Annotated in this window: 24 protein-coding genes and 1 tRNA gene; 12 read left to right on the top strand and 13 right to left on the bottom strand. The window is 40.7% G+C overall.

Annotated elements, in window-relative coordinates:
• The first annotated feature begins 120 nt into the window (after positions 1-120).
• Positions 121-906: an RNA-binding protein gene (locus tag SOI82_RS06735; RefSeq protein WP_320666688.1), complete on the top strand. Its 786-nt coding sequence runs from the start codon at positions 121-123 to the stop codon at positions 904-906.
• A 4-nt stretch (positions 907-910) separates the two neighbouring features.
• On the opposite strand, the gene dusA is transcribed toward SOI82_RS06735, so the two are convergent.
• A complete protein-coding gene (gene dusA, locus SOI82_RS06730; RefSeq protein ID WP_320666687.1) occupies positions 911-1,915 on the bottom strand; it encodes a tRNA dihydrouridine(20/20a) synthase DusA in 1,005 nt (334 codons plus the stop codon).
• Positions 1,916-1,983: 68 nt separating this feature from the next.
• Here dusA and msrB point away from each other — a divergent pair, with 68 nt between their 5' ends.
• The 6 genes from msrB to rsgA all read left to right on the top strand — a co-directional run bounded on the left by msrB (position 1,984) and on the right by rsgA (position 7,061).
• Positions 1,984-2,490, top strand: coding sequence for a peptide-methionine (R)-S-oxide reductase MsrB (msrB, locus tag SOI82_RS06725; RefSeq protein WP_320666686.1), 507 nt, complete (start codon positions 1,984-1,986; stop codon positions 2,488-2,490).
• The gene (locus SOI82_RS06720; protein ID WP_414153494.1) at positions 2,408-3,712 is read left to right on the top strand and encodes an NAD(P)/FAD-dependent oxidoreductase; all 1,305 of its coding nucleotides are present in this window, start codon (positions 2,408-2,410) and stop codon (positions 3,710-3,712) included. Before msrB ends, SOI82_RS06720 begins: the two co-directional genes overlap by 83 nt.
• A gap of 219 nt (positions 3,713-3,931) precedes the next feature.
• Entirely contained in the window at positions 3,932-4,708 is a 777-nt protein-coding gene (gene grpE, locus SOI82_RS06715; RefSeq protein WP_320666685.1) for a nucleotide exchange factor GrpE, read from the top strand.
• 43 nt (positions 4,709-4,751) lie between these two features.
• Complete coding sequence (gene dnaJ, locus SOI82_RS06710; protein WP_320666684.1) at positions 4,752-5,885, top strand: molecular chaperone DnaJ; 1,134 nt, start codon at positions 4,752-4,754, stop codon at positions 5,883-5,885.
• Entirely contained in the window at positions 5,882-6,130 is a 249-nt protein-coding gene (locus SOI82_RS06705) for a sulfurtransferase TusA family protein (protein WP_320666683.1), read from the top strand. Before dnaJ ends, SOI82_RS06705 begins: the two co-directional genes overlap by 4 nt.
• Complete coding sequence (gene rsgA / locus SOI82_RS06700) at positions 6,117-7,061, top strand: ribosome small subunit-dependent GTPase A (RefSeq protein WP_320666682.1); 945 nt, start codon at positions 6,117-6,119, stop codon at positions 7,059-7,061. The genes SOI82_RS06705 and rsgA overlap by 14 nt, the downstream gene beginning before the upstream one ends.
• Here the strand turns inward: rsgA and SOI82_RS06695 are convergent.
• Genes SOI82_RS06695 through murC form a run of 3 tightly spaced genes read right to left on the bottom strand, consistent with a single transcriptional unit; the run spans position 7,030 to position 9,749 of the window.
• A complete protein-coding gene (locus SOI82_RS06695; protein ID WP_320666681.1) occupies positions 7,030-7,377 on the bottom strand; it encodes a YbaB/EbfC family nucleoid-associated protein in 348 nt (115 codons plus the stop codon). The two genes, rsgA and SOI82_RS06695, sit on opposite strands and share 32 nt — an antisense overlap.
• Positions 7,378-7,401: 24 nt before the next feature.
• Complete coding sequence (gene murB, locus SOI82_RS06690; RefSeq protein ID WP_320666680.1) at positions 7,402-8,328, bottom strand: UDP-N-acetylmuramate dehydrogenase; 927 nt, start codon at positions 8,326-8,328, stop codon at positions 7,402-7,404.
• Positions 8,301-9,749 carry a UDP-N-acetylmuramate--L-alanine ligase gene (gene murC, locus SOI82_RS06685; protein ID WP_320666679.1) on the bottom strand — a complete coding sequence of 483 codons (1,449 nt, stop codon included), beginning with the start codon at positions 9,747-9,749 and terminating at the stop codon, positions 8,301-8,303. Before murC ends, murB begins: the two co-directional genes overlap by 28 nt.
• Positions 9,750-9,943: 194 nt before the next feature.
• On the opposite strand from murC, the gene gap reads away from it, so the two are divergent.
• Positions 9,944-10,966 (top strand): type I glyceraldehyde-3-phosphate dehydrogenase, encoded by a 1,023-nt coding sequence (gene gap, locus SOI82_RS06680; protein WP_320666678.1) that lies wholly within the window; start codon positions 9,944-9,946, stop codon positions 10,964-10,966.
• Positions 10,967-11,037: 71 nt separating this feature from the next.
• On the opposite strand, the gene thiL is transcribed toward gap, so the two are convergent.
• The gene (thiL, locus tag SOI82_RS06675; RefSeq protein WP_320666677.1) at positions 11,038-12,024 is read right to left on the bottom strand and encodes a thiamine-phosphate kinase; all 987 of its coding nucleotides are present in this window, start codon (positions 12,022-12,024) and stop codon (positions 11,038-11,040) included.
• A gap of 15 nt (positions 12,025-12,039) precedes the next feature.
• Entirely contained in the window at positions 12,040-13,116 is a 1,077-nt protein-coding gene (locus SOI82_RS06670) for a peptidylprolyl isomerase (protein WP_320666676.1), read from the bottom strand.
• A 68-nt stretch (positions 13,117-13,184) separates the two neighbouring features.
• Between SOI82_RS06670 and efp the strand changes: the two genes are divergently transcribed.
• Both efp and accB read left to right on the top strand, forming a co-directional pair.
• Positions 13,185-13,745, top strand: a complete 561-nt coding sequence (gene efp, locus SOI82_RS06665; protein ID WP_320666675.1) for an elongation factor P — start codon at positions 13,185-13,187, stop codon at positions 13,743-13,745.
• Positions 13,745-14,242 (top strand): acetyl-CoA carboxylase biotin carboxyl carrier protein, encoded by a 498-nt coding sequence (accB, locus tag SOI82_RS06660; RefSeq protein ID WP_320666674.1) that lies wholly within the window; start codon positions 13,745-13,747, stop codon positions 14,240-14,242. Before efp ends, accB begins: the two co-directional genes overlap by 1 nt.
• Here the strand turns inward: accB and pdxA are convergent, their stop codons facing one another.
• From pdxA to SOI82_RS06645, 3 genes are all read right to left on the bottom strand, one after another.
• A complete protein-coding gene (pdxA, locus tag SOI82_RS06655; RefSeq protein ID WP_320666673.1) occupies positions 14,243-15,277 on the bottom strand; it encodes a 4-hydroxythreonine-4-phosphate dehydrogenase PdxA in 1,035 nt (344 codons plus the stop codon).
• Positions 15,278-15,451: 174 nt separating this feature from the next.
• Positions 15,452-16,381 (bottom strand): SDR family oxidoreductase, encoded by a 930-nt coding sequence (locus SOI82_RS06650; protein WP_320666672.1) that lies wholly within the window; start codon positions 16,379-16,381, stop codon positions 15,452-15,454.
• A 249-nt stretch (positions 16,382-16,630) separates the two neighbouring features.
• The gene (locus tag SOI82_RS06645) at positions 16,631-17,041 is read right to left on the bottom strand and encodes an HNH endonuclease signature motif containing protein (RefSeq protein ID WP_320666671.1); all 411 of its coding nucleotides are present in this window, start codon (positions 17,039-17,041) and stop codon (positions 16,631-16,633) included.
• Between the two features lie 185 nt (positions 17,042-17,226).
• Between SOI82_RS06645 and SOI82_RS06640 the strand changes: the two genes are divergently transcribed.
• Positions 17,227-18,795: a DEAD/DEAH box helicase gene (locus tag SOI82_RS06640; RefSeq protein ID WP_320666670.1), complete on the top strand. Its 1,569-nt coding sequence runs from the start codon at positions 17,227-17,229 to the stop codon at positions 18,793-18,795.
• On the opposite strand, the gene SOI82_RS06635 is transcribed toward SOI82_RS06640, so the two are convergent.
• Together SOI82_RS06635 and SOI82_RS06630 are read right to left on the bottom strand one after the other, a co-directional pair.
• On the bottom strand, positions 18,771-19,157 hold the full coding sequence (locus SOI82_RS06635) for a hypothetical protein (RefSeq protein ID WP_320666669.1): 387 nt from the start codon (positions 19,155-19,157) through the stop codon (positions 18,771-18,773). The two genes, SOI82_RS06640 and SOI82_RS06635, sit on opposite strands and share 25 nt — an antisense overlap.
• On the bottom strand, positions 19,138-19,545 hold the full coding sequence (locus SOI82_RS06630; protein WP_320666668.1) for a DUF6554 family protein: 408 nt from the start codon (positions 19,543-19,545) through the stop codon (positions 19,138-19,140). The genes SOI82_RS06635 and SOI82_RS06630 overlap by 20 nt, the downstream gene beginning before the upstream one ends.
• 806 nt (positions 19,546-20,351) lie before the next feature.
• Here SOI82_RS06630 and SOI82_RS06625 point away from each other — a divergent pair.
• Positions 20,352-20,540, top strand: a complete 189-nt coding sequence (locus SOI82_RS06625) for a hypothetical protein (protein WP_320666667.1) — start codon at positions 20,352-20,354, stop codon at positions 20,538-20,540.
• Between the two features lie 140 nt (positions 20,541-20,680).
• Here the strand turns inward: SOI82_RS06625 and SOI82_RS06620 are convergent.
• A tRNA-Gly gene (locus SOI82_RS06620) sits at positions 20,681-20,752 on the bottom strand.
• A 46-nt stretch (positions 20,753-20,798) separates the two neighbouring features.
• Positions 20,799-21,947, bottom strand: coding sequence for an alanine--glyoxylate aminotransferase family protein (locus tag SOI82_RS06615; protein ID WP_320666666.1), 1,149 nt, complete (start codon positions 21,945-21,947; stop codon positions 20,799-20,801).
• Between the last annotated feature and the right edge of the window lie 4 nt (positions 21,948-21,951).

Genomic DNA, 21,951 nt, shown 5'->3' with positions numbered 1-21,951 from the left:
AAATGGCTTTGGCGGGTTTACCCTACTGAGGCAGAGGTTAAATGATTCTTCTTTGAGTTATAAACTCTGAAATGTTATTTCTGGTCCAATTAGGTCCATTTCTTTAGGTCCAAAAGTCAAGTGAGTATTTTTGTTGGCAATTTGCCCTTCCGCGCTGAGCAGGAAGATGTAGCTCAATTGTTTGCTCCCTTTGGAGAGGTGGCAAACTGTTCTCTCCCTCTAGAACGAGACACAGGTCGAAAAAGAGGGTTCGCTTTTGTGGAGATGGCTGATGAGACAGCTGAAGCTGCAGCCATAGAGGCCTTACAAGGTACAGAGATGATGGGTCGTCCTCTCAGGATTAATAAGGCTGAACCACGAGGAAGTGCACCAAGAAGAGGTGGCTACGGCGGCGGCGGCGGTTACGGCGGCGGCTATGGCGGCGGTGGTCAAGGTGGCTATGGCGGTGGTGGCCAAGGTGGTTACGGCGGCGGTGGCTACGGCGGCGGTGGTCAAGGTGGCTACGGCGGCGGTGGTCAAGGTGGCTACGGCGGCGGTGGCTATGGCGGCGGTGGTCAAGGTGGTTACGGCGGCGGTGGCCAAGGTGGCTACGGCGGCGGTGGCCAAGGTGGCTACGGCGGCGGTGGTCAAGGTGGCTACGGCGGCGGTGGTCAAGGTGGCTACGGCGGCGGTGGCTATGGCGGCGGTGGCCAAGGTGGCTACGGTGGCGGCGGTCAAGGTGGCCAAGGGAGTGGAGAACGCACTTCAGGTGCTAAGGGTTGGGAGGATCGAAGTTATGGAGGTTCTTCTAATTCGGATTCTTCAGATCGTGATGATGGACGTAGTCGGAGGAGAAGGGGAACTGCGCCTGGAGCCAATGACTTTTCGGGTGATGAAAATACCGATTATGGTGGAGCAGAAGGTTAAATTTTTAAAGCCCAGCATCTTCTAGTTGTTGGGCAGCTTCTTCCAAAATATTGATTTCTGCTTTAGCTTTTTGGCCTTTAATGCCGAGCTCTCTCCTCCAAGTGCGAGCACCTGGTACGCCCTCAACTAATTGCAAGATATGTCTAGCAACATCCCAAAGTTTTCCTCCTTTATCTAGGTGGCTTTGGGTATGAGGTATAAGTGCTCGGATAACTCCTGATGCATTTATGAATCGAGGTGGCTCTTTATAGATAATTTCATCGATTTTTTTCCACAGTAAAGGGTGAGCATAAGCTGCTCTGCCAACCATTGCTCCGTCAAAAATTTTTAATGCTTTTAAGCAGTCATTTGGTGTATCTAAACCACCATTTAATTCAATTTCAAGATTAGGATTTTGCTTTTTGAGTTTGACAACTCGGTCATATTGAAGAGGTGGAATTGTTCGATTTTGCTTTGGATTTAAGCCTTTTAACCATGCTTTTCTGGCATGAACTACAAATCTAGTAGCACCTGCAGATGCGACTTTATTTACAAATCTTTTTAATAATTCATCACTATCTAAATTGTCAATTCCTATTCGATGTTTAACAGTCACTGGAATTTTGCTTCCTTTAGTCATTGCTTCAACACAACGTGCAACTTGATCAGGATTGGCCATTAAAGAAGCACCGAAATTCCCGGCTTGCACTCTTTGACTAGGACATCCCACATTGAAGTTTATTTCGTCATATCCCCAGGCTTCTCCAAGTTGGGCTGCTTCAGATAAGAGTTTTGGATCATCTCCACCAATTTGAAGCGCTAGTGGATGCTCGATTGGATTGAAATTTAGGAGCCGTTCTCTACGATTAGTGTGGTGCAAAGCATTCGCTACCACCATTTCTGTATAAAGAAATGCTTTTCTGCTGATGAGCCTCATGAGCACTCTGAAGTGACTGTCTGTACAGTCGAGCATTGGAGCAACGCTGAAGCGTTGTGCTTTGATACTTAGTAGTGAGGATTTATTAACCATCGCATTATTCTGTCTTCATAGGTGACTATTTCTTGATTAGAAAAGTACGAATAGAACTTTTCGTTTTTATGAAGCGTGTTTTGTTATTTGTTAATCGACGTTTTTTTGTGATGGGTTTATTTACCAGCATTTTTGGATTGTTATTAAAACCTTTCAATGCTTTGGCAGCATCGAAGGCAGGAGATGCTTCTTGGTCTTTGAGCAATGCAGATTGGCGAAAGCGTCTTTCGGCTCCTGTGTACAAAGTACTTCGTGAGGAAGGAACTGAGCCACCATTTTCGAGTTTGCTGAATGATGAAAAACGAGTGGGGACTTTTTTCTGTGCAGGTTGTGATGCTCCTTTGTTTTCTTCTTCTACAAAATTTGAAAGTGGTACTGGTTGGCCAAGTTTTTGGGACTCTTTACCGAATTCTATCGCTACAAAAGTAGATTACAAACTGATTGTTCCACGAACGGAGTATCACTGTCTTCGCTGTGGTGGACATCAGGGACATGTCTTCAATGACGGCCCAAGACCCACAGGTAAACGCTATTGCAATAACGGAGTTGCCCTTACTTTCCAGCCATCAAATTGATTTGATTGTTATTGGCGGCGGCCCTGCTGGTTTTATGGGTGCGATTACAGCTGCTGAAAATGGCCTTGATTCAGTGTGTGTGTTGGAATCCACTGCAAAGACACTTGAGAAAGTTCGTATTAGTGGAGGTGGCAGGTGCAATGTGACCCATGAGTGTTGGGAGCCTAATGAATTAGTGACTAATTATCCACGGGGGCATTTGCCTTTATTGGGATCTTTTAGTCGTTTTGCGACTGGTGATGTAGTTGATTGGTTTAAAAGAAAAGGCTTGGAATTAATTACTGAAGAAGATGGCAGGATGTTTCCTGTATCAAATTCTTCTTTTGAAGTGGTTTCGTGCTTAAGGAATGCTGCAGTAGCAGCTGGTGTTAATTGTTTTACTAAAAGTTCAGTTATCAGAGTTGAATATTTGCCTGAAAAAGGGTTTCTTGTTTACCTTCAAGATAGTCAGATTCTTGAAACACAAAGAGTTTTAGTTGCAACTGGTGGGCATCCAAGTGGACGAAAGATTGCTTCTTGCTTGGGCCATACAGTTTTTATGCCAGTTCCTTCTCTTTTTTCATTATCATTAGAGGAAAATTTTCTGAAAAATTGTTCAGGCCTTTCTTTAAAAAACGTTCGGTTGAAATTATTATCTGGAGGTAAATCTTTTTATCAAACTGGACCTGTTTTGATTACTCATTGGGGTTTAAGTGGCCCTGCAATTCTTAAACTATCAGCTTTTGCTGCTCACGAATTGAACAAAGACACCTATAAAGCTAGATTGCAAGTAAATTGGATAAATGAAAGTAGTGATTTTGTAAATGATTTGTTTAAGAAATTTCGATATAAGGCTGCTCGGAGCACTTTGGCGAATGCTAAACCTTTTAAAGAATTGCCAACACGCTTATGGCGAATTCTCTTGCAACAATCAAGAATTAACATAGATATTCGTTGGTCAGATGTTTCTTCTTTGCAACAACAGCGCTTATGTAATAATTTACTATTCAATTATTATTCTGTTTGTGGACGAGGCCCATATGGAGAAGAGTTTGTTACTGCTGGAGGTGTAAAATTGGCAGAAGTGAATTTTGCAACCATGGAAAGTCGTTTGCTTCCAGGTTTGTACTTTGCTGGTGAAATATTAGATGTAGATGGCGTCACTGGTGGCTTTAATTTTCAACATTGTTGGACTAGTGGTTGGTTGGCAGGTAGAGCTATTGCAAATAGTTGTTGTAATTAAATTTTTTATTAATCAAATAATATTTTGCGCTTTTTTATAATTTATTGTAATGTGATTTCAAATAAGCTTGAAGATCAAAGATTTTGATTGTTTCCATTTTCCATCATTTGCGGCTTGTCTAATTACTCAAATAGAAAGAAGGTGCGGGCTTCCGTAACTTGTCTGATAACCACTTTGCCCTTCAAGATGTATTGATAAGAATGAGTAACAGTGCCTTTCATGAGTGAAGAAGTCTCTGCCTCCTCTCAAGAATCTTCCAATCATGGCTCAGAAGCCTCAGAGGGGGCAGATATTCATTTGAATGCTGATGATGAGCCTGGAAATACTTCTGATGTGAAGATTGGGACTGAACAAGGACAACACAACAACATTCACGACTTGGGAGAGGACTCTTCCGCTGCTGATGCAGATAATTCTGACGAAAAGCTGAGTCAACCAGCTGATAACGAAGCACGTTTGCAGCAATTAGAGAAAGAGCACGACACGCTTAGAAGTCAGTACGTCAGGATTGCAGCAGATTTTGATAATTTTCGGAAGCGTCAAAGTCGTGATCAGGATGACCTTCGATTGCAGCTCACTTGTAGCACTTTGAGTGCAATCCTCCCTGTGGTTGATAATTTTGATAGAGCTAGACAGCAACTTGATCCACAAGGGGAAGAAGCACAGGCTCTTCATAGAAGTTATCAAGGTCTTTATAAGCAGCTTGTAGATGTTCTAAAGCAATTAGGAGTTGCTCCAATGAGGGTGGTTGGTCAATTGTTTGATCCCACTCTTCATGAAGCTGTTCTTAGGGAGCCCAGTGATGAGCATTCGGAAGACATAGTCGTTGAGGAGTTACAGCGCGGTTATCACCTAAATGGAAGGGTTTTGAGGCATGCTTTGGTAAAGGTTTCTATGGGTCCAGGCCCACAAGATGAAAAGCCTGATCCATCTGTTGAGACTTCCAAAGAAGTTCCGACTAGTTTGGACGAGGACTCTCAGGCTGAGGAGTCATGATTGATGCGTTTGGCCTTTACGGTGAAATGGGGTTGATGGGTTGATGGCAGATTTTTACGAGCAATTAGGTGTCAGCAGGGATGCTGATGGCGACACTCTTAAACGTGCTTATCGCCGTTTGGCACGTCAGTATCATCCCGACATCAATAAAGACCCTGGAGCTGAAGATCGTTTCAAAGAAATAGGCCGTGCATATGAAGTACTTGGGGATCCACAAACACGTGCTCGTTATGACCAGTTTGGAGAGGCTGGTTTGGGAGGAGGAGGAGGGATGCCCGATATGGGCGACATGGGTGGATTTGCTGATCTTTTTGAGACCTTTTTTAGTGGTTTTGGTGGTGCAGGCGCGAGTGGTGCTCGCTCACAGCGTAGAGGGCCTCAGCAAGGTGATGATCTTCGCTATGACTTGACAATTGAATTTCAACAAGCTGTATTTGGCCAAGAAAGGGAGATAAAAATCCCTCATCTAGAAACCTGTGATAGTTGCAGGGGGACTGGAGCGAGAGCAGGTAGCGGACCTACAAATTGCAGTACTTGTGGAGGTGCTGGTCAGGTCAGGAGAGCCACAAGGACACCTTTTGGAAGCTTTACGCAGGTAGCAGAATGTCCTGGTTGTTCTGGAACTGGCCAGGTTATTGCAGATCCATGTGGTGCTTGTGGTGGTCAAGGTGTTAAACAAGTAAGGAAAAAGTTGCGTATTAATATTCCTGCAGGAGTTGATACAGGCACGCGTTTGCGAGTTTCTGGTGAAGGAAATGCTGGAGTTAGAGGAGGTCCTTCAGGTGATCTTTATGTTTTTCTGAAAGTTAAGAACCATCCAAAGTTGAGACGTGATGGATTAACTATTCATACTGAAGTTAATATCAGTTACTTGCAAGCAATACTTGGAGATACAATTCAGGTTGATACTGTTGATGGTCCTGAAACTTTAGAAATTCCTATAGGTACTCAGCCTAATTCGGTTTTGACTTTAGAAAATAAAGGTATTCCAAAGTTAGGTAATCCTGTTGCAAGAGGCAATCAATCTGTTGTTGTTAATGTTACCTTGCCAAAACGTTTTTCAGAAGAAGAGCGGATATTGTTAGAAAAGTTGGCTGCACATTATTCAGCTAAAGGCCCACAAAATCATCATCATAACAGTGGTCTTTTTTCGAGATTATTTGGACAAAATGGATGATACCTTCAGCTCCTGCCTCTAGAGCAGTTCTTGATTTGCGTGGCACTCCTTGCCCTGTAAATTTTGTTCGCTGCAGACTTGCTATTGAAGATTTATCACCTAAAGATTGTTTGGAAGTTTTACTAGATATTGGAGAACCTGAAGAGATTGTTATGGCTGGACTTAAGAATGAAGGCCATTGTGTGGAAGTTTTACATAAGCAATCTACATGGGTAAGATTATTGGTGATTTGTGGCGCTAGATGAATTGACTCAATTTAAGGGTATTGTAGTTTCCATTAAGGCTAATTATTATATAGTTGAGATTGACTTCTCCAAACTTCAACCCTTTTCCGTTGATGGCTTGATTCTTGATCAGAATATTCGTTTACTTTGTACACTGCGTAGACGTTTAACCCATCATGGCGATACTATTTATGTTGGAGATATTGTTTTTGTTGAGTCAATTGATTGGAGTTCGCATAGAGCTGTTATTAGTAGTTTAGAGCCTAGAGAAAGTTTTTTAAGTAGGCCTGCAGTAGCGAATGTTACCGATGTTTTTGTATTTCTTTCAGTCAAAAATCCTTTATTAGATTTTGAGCAGGCTAGTAGTTTTTTGTTGACTGCTGAAAAAAGTTCTTTGCGTGTTGGATTAATTCTTTCTAAGAGCGATTTAGTCAATGCTGCTCAACTTAATCAGTTGATTATGCGTATAACAGGTTGGGGGTATAATGCAATACCAGTTTCTGTAGAAAATGGTCAAGGTCTTGATACTTTTAAAAGTCAACTTAAATCTACTAAACTGGCTGTTCTTTGTGGACCTTCTGGAGTAGGTAAAAGTAGCTTTCTGAAATATCTTTTGCCTAACGAATCAATTGTAACTGGTAAACTTTCAGTCAAATTGCAGCGTGGGAGGAATACCACTCGTAATGTTCAACTTTATGCTATAGAAAAAGATATTTTTATTGCTGATACTCCAGGCTTTAGTATGCCTAATTTATTAATTTCCCCTATTAAATTGCAAACTTTATTTCCAGAACTCCGATGTCAATTGAAAGGGACTATTTGTCGCTTTCGTGATTGTTTGCATAGAGATGAGCCTGGGTGTGGAATTGATAAGAACTGGGAAAGATATAGTCAATATAGGAAATTACTTGAGGAAATGATTAGTTCTCATCATTCATGCCGGGTAAGTTGAGGTTTAATCCTCCTGTGAGCTCTTCCATTTTAGTTTTCATGGTTGTAGTGGAATTCTCATATGCTGCTTGCAATGCTTCAAGAATTGCTTGTTCGGTGGCTTCTTGACCTTCCGTAAGAAGAGAAGGTTCTATTTGAACGCGAACTGGTTCCTGATTGCCAGATAGCCAGACACTCACCTTTCCGTTTTTACTATTGCCTTCTAATTCCAACGCTTCTAGTTCCTCTTGGAGTTTTTGTGCATCTTGCTGAATTTGTTGGGCTTTGCGAAAAGCCTCTGTTAACTGTCCGAAATTTGGAAGGCCGAATGCTGCCATGTTTTTTGTGGACCAATAGGCAGATTAGGTGTTTTTATCAAAACCGAGTTGTTTTACTTCGGGATGAAGTAAAAATCCATGTGCTTCTTGCACTGTTTTTTGGATATAAGAAATTAGCTGAGAGATATCTTGAGCTGTGGCTTCTCCTCTATTGACTATGAAGTTTGCATGAAGTTTGGATATTTCTGCACCACCAATACGGTGTCCTTTTAAACCTAAATTTTCAATAAGCTTTCCTGCTTTTAGTGGTTCTGGATTCCTAAAAACACTGCCACAACTAGGAATGTCATATGGTTGGGTTTTTGTTCTATGGTTCAGATTTGCATTGGTTCTGCGACTTAGTTCTCTTTGATCATGTCCTGGTTCCAAGTGGAAACGTGCTGCTAAAACCACTAGTTTTTCTTTTTGAAGAAGACTGTGGCGATAAGAAAATTGCAAGTCTTTTTTTTTGATTTCAAATACTTCTCCACCCTTGAGCGGAAGAACGGTCACAGATTCAAGCAAGTCCCCTGTGCAGCCCCCTTGAGCGCCTGCATTCATAACTACAGCTCCTCCAACTGTTCCAGGTATCCCTACTGCCCATTCCAGTCCTTGTAAGCCTGCTTTGGCTGAGTTTCTTGCTAAAGCAGGAAACGGCTCGCCACTGAATGCTTCTATCAATCCACTTTTTGCATTGAGATTAGAACCATGCATTTTTTTCATACATATGCTTAGTCCTGGTAGCCCGGAGTCATTGATTAAAAGATTTGATCCTGCCCCAATGACTTGGCAAGGAATTTTTGAAGTTTTAGCCCAGGAAATTAATATTTTGACCTCTTCGATGTTTTTAGGCTCTGCAAGCCACTCAGCGGCTCCTCCTACCCGTAGCGTTGTGAATTGAGATAGAGGTCTTAATGTTGTTAGCTTGAGCCCTTGTAAGGGGCTTAGGCCGCAAGAATTGAGGCCTGCCATGGATTAGGTGTTGTGTGATTTCGTAGGTTTTCCCAAAGCTGGTTTATGTCTCCCGCTCCTAGAGTCAAAACGAGGTCATCTGGGATGGTGTGGGTTTTCACGAAGTTAGTAAGTTCTTCGAGATTTTCAGCGACGAATACAGGCATGTTTGGAAAAGATTTTTTTATAGAAGTTGCAAGGGCTTGATGGTTAGCGCCTTTTATTGGCATTTCCCCGGCTGAATAAATTGGAGCGATGAAAACCAGATCTGAGTGACCAAGTGCTATTGCGAAGTCTTTTAGAAATTGGTTTGTTCGGCTATAACGATGAGGCTGGAAGATCACTACAAGTCTTTTAGGAGTTTTTGGTAAGGGACTTTGTTTGCTATCGATCATTAAACGAGCCATCTTCAGTGTTGCTTTAACTTCACTTGGGTGATGGGCATAATCATCCACAATTTGGCGTCCTTTCCAAACTCCTTGGAAATCGAATCTTCGACTAGGAGCTTTCAGATGAGAAATATTTTTTTGCAAAATGTGGAATGGAATTCCTGCCATGCGGCATGAAGCAATTGCTGAGATGGCATTGCTTAGATTGTGTAGTCCAGGTATTGGCAAGTCAATTTGGCCAATGTGTTGCCCTCTTTCGTAGATATCAGCAATTGTTTGATTGCCATTGATTTCAATTGGCAATCCTGCAAAATCAACACCTTGAGCTGTTTGTGTTGACCACCAAGTTGAGGCGTTGATGTTTTTTCTAAGAGTCGGGCAGTCGTAATTAGCCAGTAAGCGTTTGCAGTTCTTACTGAAAATTTGCATGGTTTTAATCAATGCATTTAGGTCTGGGTAATGGTCGATATGATCGAGCTCCAGATTTGTAATGACTCCAATATTTGCTTGAAATTTGATAAGGCTGCCATCAGATTCATCAGCCTCTGCTACAAGCATTTTCCCTTTACCGGCATGGCCATTGGATTTGTAGCAAGGAATAACACCACCAATGACAGCAGTTGGATCTTGATTGCTTTTAGCTAGCAAAGTTGTAATGAATGTGCTTGTGGTTGTTTTTCCATGACTGCCTGCCACTGCTATCGAAGGCTGTCTTTGAATTAGAGCAGCAAGGATGTCAGAGCGATGACAAATTTTTAATTTTGCTTCTTTGGCTGCTTGGAGTTCAGGATTACTTTTTGAGACTGCTGTACTAACAACTACAAGAGTTGGCAAGTGGTCTTTTTGACAAATTGCTTTGATATTTGAGGCATTTTGCTGTTGAAATATTGTTATTCCATGTGATGCCAATCGTTTCAGAGTGTTGCTGCTTTTTTGATCTGACCCTGAGATTGAATAACCACGTTTTACCAGAATCACTGCTAATGCAGACATACCAATGCCTCCAACTCCTATGAAGTGGATGTGCTTTTGATTAGCGAGGTGATTTGCCAATGAGGTTTTAGACGCTGAAAAGATAGAGCATTGATGTTGTTATCGCTTGTTCTTTGAATTTTTTCGAGGGTTCAGGCATGTTTTGTTGGGTATTGATATCAAATTTTTGGTAATAGGACATGCAAAAGCTTAAGGGTGAGGCCCAGGTCTGTATGATCAGCGGCCAATAACCCTGCGGTTTGCCCGCTTTTGATATGACCCTGCGCGTCGCGATAAATGGATTTGGCCGAATTGGGCGCAATTTTATGCGTTGTTGGTTGAGCAGAGGTGCGAATACAGGCATTGAGGTGGTGGGAATCAATGTCACCTCTGATCCCAAAACATGTGCTCATTTATTGAAATACGACTCAATTCTTGGGCAAATTAAAGATGCAGAGATTAGTCATACTGATGATACTTTTGTAATTAATGGCAAAACAATAAAATGTTTTTCAGATAGAAACCCTTTAAATCTTCCTTGGAAAGAGTGGGGGATAGATATAGTTATTGAATCTACTGGTGTTTTTAATACTGATGTAGGAGCTAGTAAACATATTCAGGCTGGAGCGAAAAAAGTGATTCTTACTGCTCCTGGAAAGGGTGACGGTGTAGGAACTTTTGTAGTTGGAGTTAATGCAGATCAATATCGTCATGAAGACTTTGATATTTTAAGCAATGCAAGTTGTACAACCAATTGCCTGGCCCCCATTGTTAAAATTTTGGATCAAACTTTTGGTATTAACAAAGGTTTGATGACAACTATTCATAGTTATACAGGGGACCAAAGGATTTTGGATAATAGTCATAGAGATCTCAGAAGAGCTCGTGCAGCGGCTATGAACATTGTTCCCACTTCTACTGGTGCAGCTAAAGCTGTGGCATTAGTTTATCCACAAATGAAGGGCAAACTTACAGGTATTGCGATGCGGGTTCCTACTCCAAATGTTTCAGCTGTAGATTTAGTTTTTGAATCTGGTCGACCTACAACTGCAGAAGAAGTTAATGCTGCTCTAAAGACTGCTTCAGAGGGCACAATGAAGGGAATTATTAAGTATGGAGATCTACCATTGGTTTCTACCGATTATGCAGGAACTAATGAATCAACCATTGTTGATGAAGCTTTAACAATGGGGATAGGTGGAAATATGATTAAAGTACTTGCTTGGTATGACAATGAGTGGGGCTATAGTCAACGTGTTGTTGATTTGGCTGAGATTGTCGCAAAGAATTGGAAATAAAATTATTTTCAGATTAGCCTCTTTTCTTTTATATACCCTCTTATCTTAAAATTTTAGGAGGGTATAAGAGGTTAATAAAAATGTTTGAAACCAGAATATTTAGAGTTGGTTATTTCTTTTCCATTGTTCCAATAAACTTTAGGCATGCCTGTTTGCATCCTGCCAATTTGTTTACTTGAAGGGAATACTTGAAGTAGTGCTTTTCCCCATTCTGGAGGCAAGCTTAGAACTAGCTCAAAGTCTTCCCCACCACTCATGCACCAATTATCCCAATGAGCGCCTAACGGCCAGTTTTTATCCCTAGGTAATTTGTTTGGATCTAGGATTGCTTGGCAATTACTGCTTGCGCAAAGGTTTTGTACGGCATCTAAAAGTCCGTCACTGCTATCAGTGCCTGCCGCTCTCCATGACAAGTGGTTAGGCTTACATGTTTCAAGAGCTCTTAGAGCTTCAAGTGGTGGTTGAGGTCTTTGATGAGCATAAATTGCTTGTGCTTTCAGCTCTTTAGATAATTGATTGGTGTTGATTAAAGGGTCTGAAAGTAATAGCGCTAAGCCCAATCGACTTAGCCCATGAGAGCCACTAGTGATCAGTAAATCTCCATCTATTGCTTCCGATCTATGAAGGCGCAGTGGACCCACTGTTCCAAATGCAGTTATTGCAACAACTTTTTGCTTGCCACTTGAACAGTCTCCGCCCAATATTTGGCCACCGAATTCTTTTAAAGCTTGTTCCAACCCTATATAAACATCTTCTATCCAGGTCCATTCTGTACTTGATGGTGCAATTATTCCGACCGTAACGCCAAGAATTTCTTTTACCCCACTACAGGCAAGGTCAGAGATATTGGTGGCTATTGCTCTCCATCCAACATCTTTTGGAGAGGTTGTCTCATTGCTGAAGTGGACCCCTTCGACTAGCACATCAGTATTGATCAGTACTTCTTTTCCGTAAGGATTGATCTGTGCAGTGTCGTCTTCAAGTTGACCGCTTGGTAAAAACTTTTTAAGGCGATTAAGAATTTCTCTTTCGCCAATTTGATTTAGCTTTTCTATCAAGCTTTATGGCTCCTTTTATGCATGGGGTTTCAGCAAATTTTCTCCATTGTCGATTTTGATAGAAATAATTTGATCATCGACTTCTAATTGATTGAGTATTTCGCTGCCTTCAGTGACATATCCAAAAGCTGCATTGTTGCCATCAATTAAATTTCGACCTGCCGGATTTAGTTCGGCATCATATAAAAAGAAAAAGAATTGAGATGATCCATCATCTACAGCTGTCCCTGAGTGTGACCAACCTAAAGCGCCTGGAGCAGCAAATGGGAGGACAGGAGTTTCTGTATAAAGACCCAATTCTTCAAATGTATTGTTATAAATAGTGTCTGCTTTTTTGGGAACTCTGATTTCTAATGGCACATGTCGCTCTTCATTGGTTTCAGGGTTTATATAGCCCGTGTTTGGACCATCAGGATCTCCAGTTTGTAAAACGAAAAATTCCTCTGCTCGATTAATTGGTAATCCGTCATAGAAACCTTTGAGCGCTAGGTCTACGAATGCTCCAGAAGTTAAGGGAGCATTGTAACCATCAATAACTGCCTTCATACTTCCTTTATTTGTTTTAATTGAAGCATTTGCTCTGCCAAGTAGGCGAGGAAGATTATCAAACTCTTTTGGAATTGAGTAAGGAAATTGATCACCTAATACAAGTGCTTCTAAATCACCGACTTGTTTAAGACTTTTGCTTCTCTCTTCAAGGAACGCTGCTTTGTTTTTGCTATTTGCTAATTCACCAAGACTCGTCAGGCTGATTTTTAGGTTATTGATAATATTTTCTCCTTTCTTTCTATCTCCAGTAGGCATAGAATTGAGAATTTCATTTTTGCGGTTACTTATTCGAAATTGACCAGATGAAACGGATTTGATTACAGCAGGCCAACGACTTCCTCGTACTAGTGCACCAGTATCTTCAATTTTATGTTGTATTTCTCGTAGATCTGTTTGCTGGATCGGTAAAGCATTACGCAAAATTTCATAAGGATCGTTAACTGCATTTCCTGGCGGCAATGCAGCGATTACAGGATTGATCCATGTCAGCCCTATTGCCGTAAATAGCGCTAAAAGGGTTCTAAAAATATGCTTCTTAACCATTGGAGGCCAAACCAAGGGGATGCATGACTTTCGCACAGTCTTATGATCACAGGGTATGAATCACAGAAATGATTTCCAGTAACGACTTCCGTACTGGGACCACCATTGAGCTAGATGGTGCAGTTTGGCGTGTTGTTGAGTTCCTACATGTTAAGCCTGGTAAGGGTTCAGCTTTTGTTCGTACCAAGTTGAAAGCTGTTCAGAGTGGAAATGTTGTTGAGAAAACTTTCAGAGCGGGTGAGATGTTGCAACAGGCTTTGCTTGAAAAGTCCACGCTGCAGCACACTTATATGGAATCAGGTGATTATGTGTTTATGGATATGTCCACTTATGAGGAAACCAGGCTTACAGCTGACCAAATTGGTGTTAGTCGTAAGTATCTAAAAGAAGGTATGGAGGTGAATGTGGTTTCTTGGAATGGAAAGCCTCTTGAGGTGGAATTGCCCAACTCAGTAGTCTTAGAAGTCAAGGAAACAGATCCAGGAGTTAAAGGCGATACTGCTACTGGTGGAACAAAGCCTGCGATACTTGAGACTGGTGCACAGATTATGGTTCCTTTATTTATTTCTATTGGTGAGAAAATTAAAGTTGATACACGCAATGATAGCTACCTCGGTCGAGAGAACTAATGTCCATACAGCTTGATCACGACGAACTCCATCGCTTATTAGCTGCTTTAGCTGATAGTGATATCCAGGAATTTCGCTTGGAAGGCGAAGATTTTCGCTTGGAAGTGAGGCGCAATTTGCCAACTTCTGTAAATAACCTCACTTCACCGCCTGTTAATGCAGTTGCCGAAGTGCAGGCTCCACAAACGCCTGCAATTAAAGTTGAAGCGTCTGTTCCTAGCAATCCCCCTCCTGCGGTCCCTGCTGCACGAGCAGATTTGGTTGAAGTCACTGCACCTATGGTTGGAACCTTTTATAGGTCTCCAGCGCCAGGAGATCCCTCTTTCGTGGAAGTGGGAAGTCGCATAGGAGTAGGCCAAACAGTTTGTATTCTTGAAGCGATGAAATTGATGAATGAATTGGAATCAGAGGTTAGTGGGGAAGTAATTGAAATTCTTGTTGAAAATGGGACCCCTGTCGAGTTTGGAGAAGTTTTGATGAGGGTTAAGCCCCTTTGATTATCCTTTTTCTTCTGTAAGGTCCCATGATGCTTTTAGAGCGGCAAGCATGCTATGGGCATCTGCCACGCCTTTCCCGGCGATATTAAAAGCAGTCCCATGATCAGGCGATGTGCGAATAAACGGAAGTCCCAGAGTGGTATTTACTGCTTGATCAAAAGCAATTAATTTCATAGGAATTAGACCTTGATCGTGATATAAAGCCAAAATTCCATCTGGGCTTTCTGATGAAGGCACTTTTTGCCATGCTTTTGCAGCGGAGAGCCAACAAGTATCTGGAGGCATTGGACCATCAAGCTTTATTTCTGGATGCTTGGCTTGCCATTCTTTCAGAAGAGGAATAAGCCATTGAATTTCTTCTGTTCCGATTTTTCCTGCTTCACCTGCATGTGGATTAAGGCCTGCAACAGCAATCCTTGGAGTATCTTTGAATCTTTTGCAGAAGGTTAAAAGTGTATTGAGTTTGGTATTAATAAGTTGTGAGTTGAGTTTCCTGTGAACTTCTTGGAGTGGAATATGAGTTGTAGCAAGTAAAGTATTGAATCGCCAATTATTTATAGGCGAAATTGCTGTGAATAGCATTGACGGATTATTGGTGCCTGCAATTTCAGCTAACCTTTCTGTTTGCCCTGGATATATATGGCCCGCTTGATGCCAAAAGTGTTTGGAAATAGGTGCTGTAACTAGAGCCCTTGCTTGACCTTGTATTAGTAAATTAGCGGCATGAGTTAACCATTGAAAACTTGCTTCGCCTGCTTGTTTGTTTGGTTGCCCTGGTTTTATTATTTCATTGATAGGTAAGTCTTCGATTTCTAAATCCTTTGGATTTACTAGTGATCTAATTCCTTGCGATTCGAGCTGTAAATAAATTGTTTCTACTGTTTTCTTGCAGCCAACTAATAATGGTTGCATCTTTGACGGTAACTTTTCTGAAGCCAAGGCTTTTAAGATGACTTCTATCCCAATTCCAGTTGGGTCTCCTAGGGAAATCACAATACGATTTTTGTTTTGAGAGCATTGATTGCTAATTGTCATGTTTAAGGTTGAATTGCTCTAGTTGAGAATGAGGAGTGTTGACTTAACACAATTGTTGGATTGGCTTAAGGTGCTGATGAGAAGTTAGATTTTGTATACAATGAGTTTAATTGGTTGAGCTTTTAAGAACTATTAATTGCTAGATAATACTTTTTATACCTCAAAAAGATTTTGTCAATTCATAAAGTAATTATTAGAAAAAATGTTTGATTTATTTTGTAGCCAACAGTCTTTTAGGCCAGACTTATAATCTGAGTGTATTAGGCGATAACCAAGTTCATTGCAGAGCTTATTGTTGCTAACCTTGCGATTTTCTTGCCAAAAGGATAAAGCCATAGAACTCATTGTTGGGGCTGCTATTTGAAATGGCTCTATAGGTGGCAATGAAATATTCATTAAAGATGCTGCATACTGCATTACTTCTATGTTTGTAGATGGAAGGTTATCTGCCACATTGACAATTGTTGGTTTTATATTTTTCTTGGTTGACAAGTTGATTAGGTGAAAGATCGCGCCAGCAATGTCGTCAATATGGATTCTCGAAAAAACCTGACCTGGTTTGTCAATCATTTTAGTTTTTCCAGCTTTGATGTTTTCTATTGCTGATCGTCCTGGTCCATATATTCCAGGTAAGCGAAGAATTTGTATTGGTAGCCCAGAAGTTTGCCATGCTTGCTCGCATCCAAGTCTCCTTGTGCTTCTGGCAAGTTGCGGCTTAGGCAGATCAGACTCTGTAACCCATTGACCTTTGCAGTCTCCATAAACGCCTGTAGTGGATAAATAACCCACCCATTGCAGCGGCATATTCTTGAGTTCCTTCTTAAGACTGATAAGTACAGGATCTTCGCCCTCGGCATCTGGAGGGATGCAACTAAGCACGTGAGTCACTTCGCTAAGTGCTTTTTCCGAAGGAATTTTTTGTTTAGTGCTGTCAAAAATGCAATCTGCACCTGGAGTTCCTTCTTTTCTACGGCTGCAGATTACGTTTGCTCCCATTTGTTTCGCCAGATTAGCTACATGTTGCCCACTGAATCCTGCACCCAAAATAAGCAGCTTGGAATTGCTGGGTAGCGGTTCGCATTGGTTGACAAGATCCTTGATCATGAGTACAAATGTATTACTAGCTGATTGAGATCATGGTCAGTACTCCTGTAAGGCTTCCTGTAGTTTCTCGCGTCATGTTGTCTTCTCAAGTGTGCACGAGGTCTATCTCTGGATTGCAAAGTGGATTTAGTTTTTTAATGGTTCTTACGTGTTTCACCTGTATTACCATTTTTGTGCCAGAGAGACCTAACGAATTAGCTTCCATTTGTGAAAAGCACAACTCAGCTATAGCTTGCCGCGTGTGGTGATTTATGCAGCTTGTATTTGCCAACTCTTGTTTGAATGATTTGCGGTAGTTTGTTTGTCATTGCTTATGTTTGGTTTTGCCCATTCAAGTAGTCTCAAAGCAAGACTTAGATCTCCATCCATCCAGGCACGTATTGCCATAGCACGGCGAGGATCATAAAAGCGTTGACGTCTATACCATTCAAATGCATCTGTGTCGGATTTGTCCCCATTGCAAGAAAGGCAGGCAGGCACACAGTTTTCTGTGATACTTAATCCTCCGTGACTGCGTGGAAACACATGGTCAATTGATTCAGAAGGCTTGCCACAGTAGATGCAGCTTTTACCAGTAAATGTGTGTAGGGATTTTCGCCAGCGCCTTACACGTAACTTGGGACAGAGATCTTCCAAGAAAACCGCATCCCTTTGGTGCATCGGAGTGTCTCGGTTAGTAGCAGTTTGCCGCGCCTTAAAATCTCGTCAATGTTTTTAAGGATGCATTGGTCCATTATTTTCAATGTTTTTGTAATCTCCAAAAAATTACAAATGGTTTCAAGTAAATTAATATTCAATTAGTTTAATTTTTAAATTTAAGGAGCGAAGCAGTTTCTAGTTGTTATTTGTGTTTAACTTCTTCAGGGCTGATAAAGGTTTCTTTTCCTTTTGATGCTGTTACTCAGGCACAACTCCAAAAAATAAAACCTCGAGGTTGCTGGCGTGGAATTAAGACAGGTTGGGAGTTTCCTCTATCTGCCGCGAAGGCTTTGATAGATCTTTTAGGTAGTCGGTTTGAAATTAAACAAGACCTTGCTGATTGGGTGCATTGGTTTCAATATCCTTTACCGCCTTTGCCTCCTCATCGTGAGTTGGTAGCCAATGCAGCTCTCGATAGTGTTTTGAGAGATGGGAGAAGTCCTTTCCCTCATCAACAAGTCGGTGCACGTTGGCTTTTGGCAAGAAGGGGAGCTTTACTTGCTGATGAGATGGGGTTAGGAAAAACTCTTACGGCATTGCTAGCAGCCAGAGCGATGGCTCTTGTTGCAGGTGTCCGTGTAATGGTTGTTGCTCCAGCTGGGTTGCATTCTCATTGGCTCAATGAAGCTAATGCACTTGATTTAGAGATTGATTTGCATAGTTGGGCGGCTTTACCGCACAATTTGCCTCCAGTTGGAACTTTGCTAGTTGTAGATGAGGCACATTTTGCAAAGTCTTTAAAGTCAAAACGAACTCAACATTTGTTGAGACTTGCTCGTCATCCTTGTTTGAGAGCTATTTGGATGCTGACGGGAACTCCTATTAAAAATGGTCGACCTATTGAGCTTTACCCTTTATTGGCTGCTATGAATCATCCGTTAGGAGAGGATCAGCGTGCTTTCGAGGAAAATTTTTGTCAAGGTCATTGGCGAGAGCATGGAGCTCATCGAATTTGGGATTGTTCTGGTGCGAGCAATATGCAGGAATTAAGAAAATTAATTAGACCATTAGTTTTGAATAGATGTAAGGATGGATGTTTTGGATTGCCTCCAAAGATTAGGGAAGAACATTTCATAAGTCTTTCAGCTTCTGAGGCAAGAGGTTTTGAGCATCGATTATCTTTAGTACTCGATGAATATAGAAGTCGAGTACAAAAAGGTTTAGTTAAATCTGATTCTGAGTCATTGGTAATTTTATCAGCTTTAAGACAGATATCTGCCGAATTTAAATTACCAAGTGTTAGTAATTTTACAGAAGAGTTAATCAAAAGAGGTAATGCAATAGTACTATTTAGTAGCTTTATTAAACCTTTGGAATTGCTAAATAATTATTTAGGTGGAGTCTTGTTGACTGGAAAAACGTCTTTAGAAGAAAGAGAATCTGCAGTTAATTCTTTTCAGAAAGGAGAAGAAAATTTGATACTAACAACTTATTGTACTGGTGGACTCGGATATACATTACATCGTGCAAGGCATGTCATTTTACTTGAAAGGCCTTGGACACCGGGTGATGTGGTTCAGGCAGAGGACCGTTGTCATCGGATTGGCATGAATGGTCATTTGATTAGTCATTGGTTTAAGTTGGGTCCAGCTGATGATTTGGTAGATAAGTTATTAACGAATAAGGCTCGAAATATTGATTTCTTAATGAATACTGAAATAGATAAGGAGCTGCCTTTTTCTAAGCTAACTTATCGTTTCTTGCAAGAATTATGACGGATTTGGCTTTGATATTTTACTAACGGATCTATACTTAACTTTTCATCTTGAATTATCTTTAATGCCTTTTTGATGTCTAAGCATGCCAGAGTATTTTGACCATTGATAGTATATAGTAAGGATCTTTCACTAAGAGCAGTAGCATTATTGGGGAATTTCTCAATTACTTTAGAGCAAGTGTCAATTCCTTTTTGGAGCTTTCTCCCATCAAGAGATTCCAAACAGGAACCAATATTAACTTCTGACTTTAAATATGCTTCATCTTCATCAGTTTTTAACATGCAGCTAAAACTAGAAACACTTAAAGTGAAAAGAATAAATTTTGCAAAGAAGCGATAATTAATAGCTATATCGATCACCTTTTTTAATTTCTGATGGAGTCTCTTTTGTTTCTGGTGGTGTTTCTTCTGGGATAGAATTTAAATTCGTTGATCCATAAAGATCTCCTAGATATGCACCACAATTTTTATATATATCTGGATTTTGAACTACTGTTTCAGTAATCATTACAGCAGCATGTTTAGGTGAGGTTTTAAATAAACTACTTTTTTGACGTTTGATAATTTGATAAGCTGCTTCCCAGCTTACTGAGTGGCTGTTTCCACTATTTCGCATAAAGCAGTAAACATTGGCTCCTTTGCTCCCAACGTCAGCTGGTGCTGCATAGGTAGCAAGCCCTAAGCAGCTTGTTACAAGCATTCCTATTGTTGTGAGGGGCAATAAGATTAGACGTTTATTTTTGGCCATGGCCTTAAAAGGAAGCATTTTTATAAATTATCGATTGATTAGTCTGTGTCCAGGCCTTTATTAGGAAATGCTTAGCTCCAAGGGTAACTTTCTCTTATTTATTGAGCATAGTCTAATCAGTAAAAATAATTTCCTTGATACCTAGTTGTGAACTGTACTTTCTGGGGATTTTACTAAGTGAAGCATATTGTTAAGAGTTCTCTAGTAGTCTTGATATATAAGGGTCCTAATTGATTTGCAAAGTTTGGAGTTAATTGAGTTGTAGTTAAATCCAGTAAAAAACACAGCTCACTAGAAGAAATCGAAATATTAGATGGAGTCGAAAAGTTGTTAATAGAATGCCAAGAGCATTTAAAAAGTGACGCAAAAGATAGCCATCCTCATGTGCAATAGTGGTGTGCGAACAAAATTGGGACCTATTTGCTTGTGAAAGGGATCAGAGAACTGTTCTATTAAAAATTCAGAAAGATGCAGGGCCTTCTTTTAGTAAGTCACAACACTCAACGCATGGTTTTTTTATAGTGACAATTATTTTGAGAAGCTTGTATTTCCTTTGGCTTTTTGCTCAGATTAGTGGTGATGAGCAGAGTTTTCTTTTGTTGCATCAGGACTTTGTAGCTTTAGGTGCTAAAATTTAGTTGCCAGTCACTTGAATTTTTTTCTTTAAATAATCAATATTTATTTTGTCAAATTGGATTATTGTTTATTTAAAGACTGCTTTACAAGCCAAATTGCGTTAATATTTAATCTAATGACCTTTCAAAGATAGGTAATCAGACAACTAGTTTTATTGTGAGATCACCAAAATGAACGCTTCGCATACGAAACGTGAGGCTTTTTTAAAAACAGCTCTTAAATTCTTTGAATCTGCTTGCATACATGCCGAAGCAGGTGATTTAAAAGCTGCAGCTACTTTAATTCTTAAAGCCCTTGATCAAGAAAGAAGAGCAGGTGTAATTGGCCCACAAGTTTTGCAACTAATAAAACCGAGATAAAGTTATTGTTTGAATTGGATTAATTTTTGTTGGCGTTTTTTACCTTTCAAGTAATACTTTAAATGTCCTTCTAGATGATTGTTAGGGCTTAATAAATCATGTCAAAATATCTATTAACTATGATCAATAATTTTTTAAGAAGCGGGTGACCGGACTCGAACCGGCGACGTTCAGCTTGGGAAGCTGACATTCTACCGCTGAATTACACCCGCATTTCAAATATTCTAATTTATTTTTCTTTGATATTGCATCAAGATTCTATTGAAGAATTTTCGCTGCTGCTGCTACTCCAGCTCCCATTGGAGTAGTTAGGAGATTAAGAGATTGGAGGCTTGCTTCAATTGATGAGATTGCTGTTAGGACATCTCGATCGCTAACAAAGCCTAGATGTCCAATTCTGAAGATTTTTCCTTTTAAATGATCTTGTCCACCAGCTAAGAGAATGTCAAACTTTTGCTTGACAATTTTCCTTATTGTTTCTGAATCAATTCTTTCTGGCAAAACTGCAGTAATGGCTGGACTACCGTGACCTTCTTTTGCAAAAAGGGTAAGTCCCATTGCTTTAATACCAGCTTGAGTTGCAGACCGGTGTCGAGCATGCCGAGTAAATATTGCTTCTAATCCTTCTTCTTGCATCATTTCTAATGCCGCTTCCAAAGCGAAGTAGAGATTGACTGCTGGAGTAAAAGGATTGCTGTTGTTTGCAGCTGTTTTTCGATAAGGCTCTAAATCGAGGTAAAACTTTGGGAGATCTGAAGTTTGTTGTGCTTGCCAAGCTCTTTCGCTCATTGCAATGAAGCTGAGACCTGGAGGAATCATGTAGCCCTTTTGCGATCCTGATGCAACAACATCTAGGCCCCATTCGTCCATGGGAACATTGCAAGCACCAAGACTCGTGACACAATCAGCGATTGTGATTGCACGGCCGTGAGTTTGCACATATTTGCTGATTGTTTGCAGATCGTTGATTACACCTGTTGATGTTTCAGAGTGAGTGAGAATTACTGCTTGAATTTCTTTATTTTTATCTTCATTCAGAGCTGTTTGAAACTTTTCAGGATCTAGTGGACACCCCCATTCTGCTTTCACCACTTCAACCTGGAGTCCGAAAGCTTTTGCAACTTTTACCCATCTTTCTCCAAATTTTCCATTATCTCCACAAAGCACTTTGGCCCCACGGCTCAAAGTATTGATTATTCCTGCCTCCATCGCGGCAGTGCCACTACCAGTGATTGTTAGCACTTCATTATTGGTTTGATGCAACCATTTGAGTTGTTCGGAAGTATGGCTAACTATTGATTGAAATTCTTTACTGCGATGTCCAATTGGGTGCTTACCTAATGCTCTGAGGACTTTTTCTGGTACTGGTGTGGGTCCCGGGATCATCAGGGTGAGTTTGTCCTGCATGGTC

This window comes from Prochlorococcus sp. MIT 1307 (genome assembly GCF_034092395.1).
In the GTDB taxonomy this organism is placed as follows: domain Bacteria; phylum Cyanobacteriota; class Cyanobacteriia; order PCC-6307; family Cyanobiaceae; genus AG-363-K07.
This window is presented reverse-complemented; position numbering and strand designations above follow the sequence as displayed.

Bases quoted from the DNA above. Each gene is read 5' to 3' on its own strand.
- dusA (WP_320666687.1), bottom strand. From the start codon at position 1,915: ATGGTTAATAAATCCTCACTACTAAGTATCAAAGCACAACGCTTCAGC.
- msrB (WP_320666686.1), top strand. From the start codon at position 1,984: ATGAAGCGTGTTTTGTTATTTGTTAATCGACGTTTTTTTGTGATGGGT.
- SOI82_RS06720 (WP_414153494.1), top strand. From the start codon at position 2,408: ATGTCTTCAATGACGGCCCAAGACCCACAGGTAAACGCTATTGCAATA.
- grpE (WP_320666685.1), top strand. From the start codon at position 3,932: ATGAGTGAAGAAGTCTCTGCCTCCTCTCAAGAATCTTCCAATCATGGC.
- dnaJ (WP_320666684.1), top strand. From the start codon at position 4,752: ATGGCAGATTTTTACGAGCAATTAGGTGTCAGCAGGGATGCTGATGGC.
- SOI82_RS06705 (WP_320666683.1), top strand. From the start codon at position 5,882: ATGATACCTTCAGCTCCTGCCTCTAGAGCAGTTCTTGATTTGCGTGGC.
- SOI82_RS06695 (WP_320666681.1), bottom strand. From the start codon at position 7,377: ATGGCAGCATTCGGCCTTCCAAATTTCGGACAGTTAACAGAGGCTTTT.
- murB (WP_320666680.1), bottom strand. From the start codon at position 8,328: ATGGCAGGCCTCAATTCTTGCGGCCTAAGCCCCTTACAAGGGCTCAAG.
- gap (WP_320666678.1), top strand. From the start codon at position 9,944: ATGACCCTGCGCGTCGCGATAAATGGATTTGGCCGAATTGGGCGCAAT.
- SOI82_RS06670 (WP_320666676.1), bottom strand. From the start codon at position 13,116: ATGGTTAAGAAGCATATTTTTAGAACCCTTTTAGCGCTATTTACGGCA.
- efp (WP_320666675.1), top strand. From the start codon at position 13,185: ATGATTTCCAGTAACGACTTCCGTACTGGGACCACCATTGAGCTAGAT.
- accB (WP_320666674.1), top strand. From the start codon at position 13,745: ATGTCCATACAGCTTGATCACGACGAACTCCATCGCTTATTAGCTGCT.
- pdxA (WP_320666673.1), bottom strand. From the start codon at position 15,277: ATGACAATTAGCAATCAATGCTCTCAAAACAAAAATCGTATTGTGATT.
- SOI82_RS06650 (WP_320666672.1), bottom strand. From the start codon at position 16,381: ATGATCAAGGATCTTGTCAACCAATGCGAACCGCTACCCAGCAATTCC.
- SOI82_RS06645 (WP_320666671.1), bottom strand. From the start codon at position 17,041: ATGCACCAAAGGGATGCGGTTTTCTTGGAAGATCTCTGTCCCAAGTTA.
- SOI82_RS06630 (WP_320666668.1), bottom strand. From the start codon at position 19,545: ATGGCCAAAAATAAACGTCTAATCTTATTGCCCCTCACAACAATAGGA.
- SOI82_RS06625 (WP_320666667.1), top strand. From the start codon at position 20,352: ATGAACGCTTCGCATACGAAACGTGAGGCTTTTTTAAAAACAGCTCTT.
- SOI82_RS06615 (WP_320666666.1), bottom strand. From the start codon at position 21,947: ATGCAGGACAAACTCACCCTGATGATCCCGGGACCCACACCAGTACCA.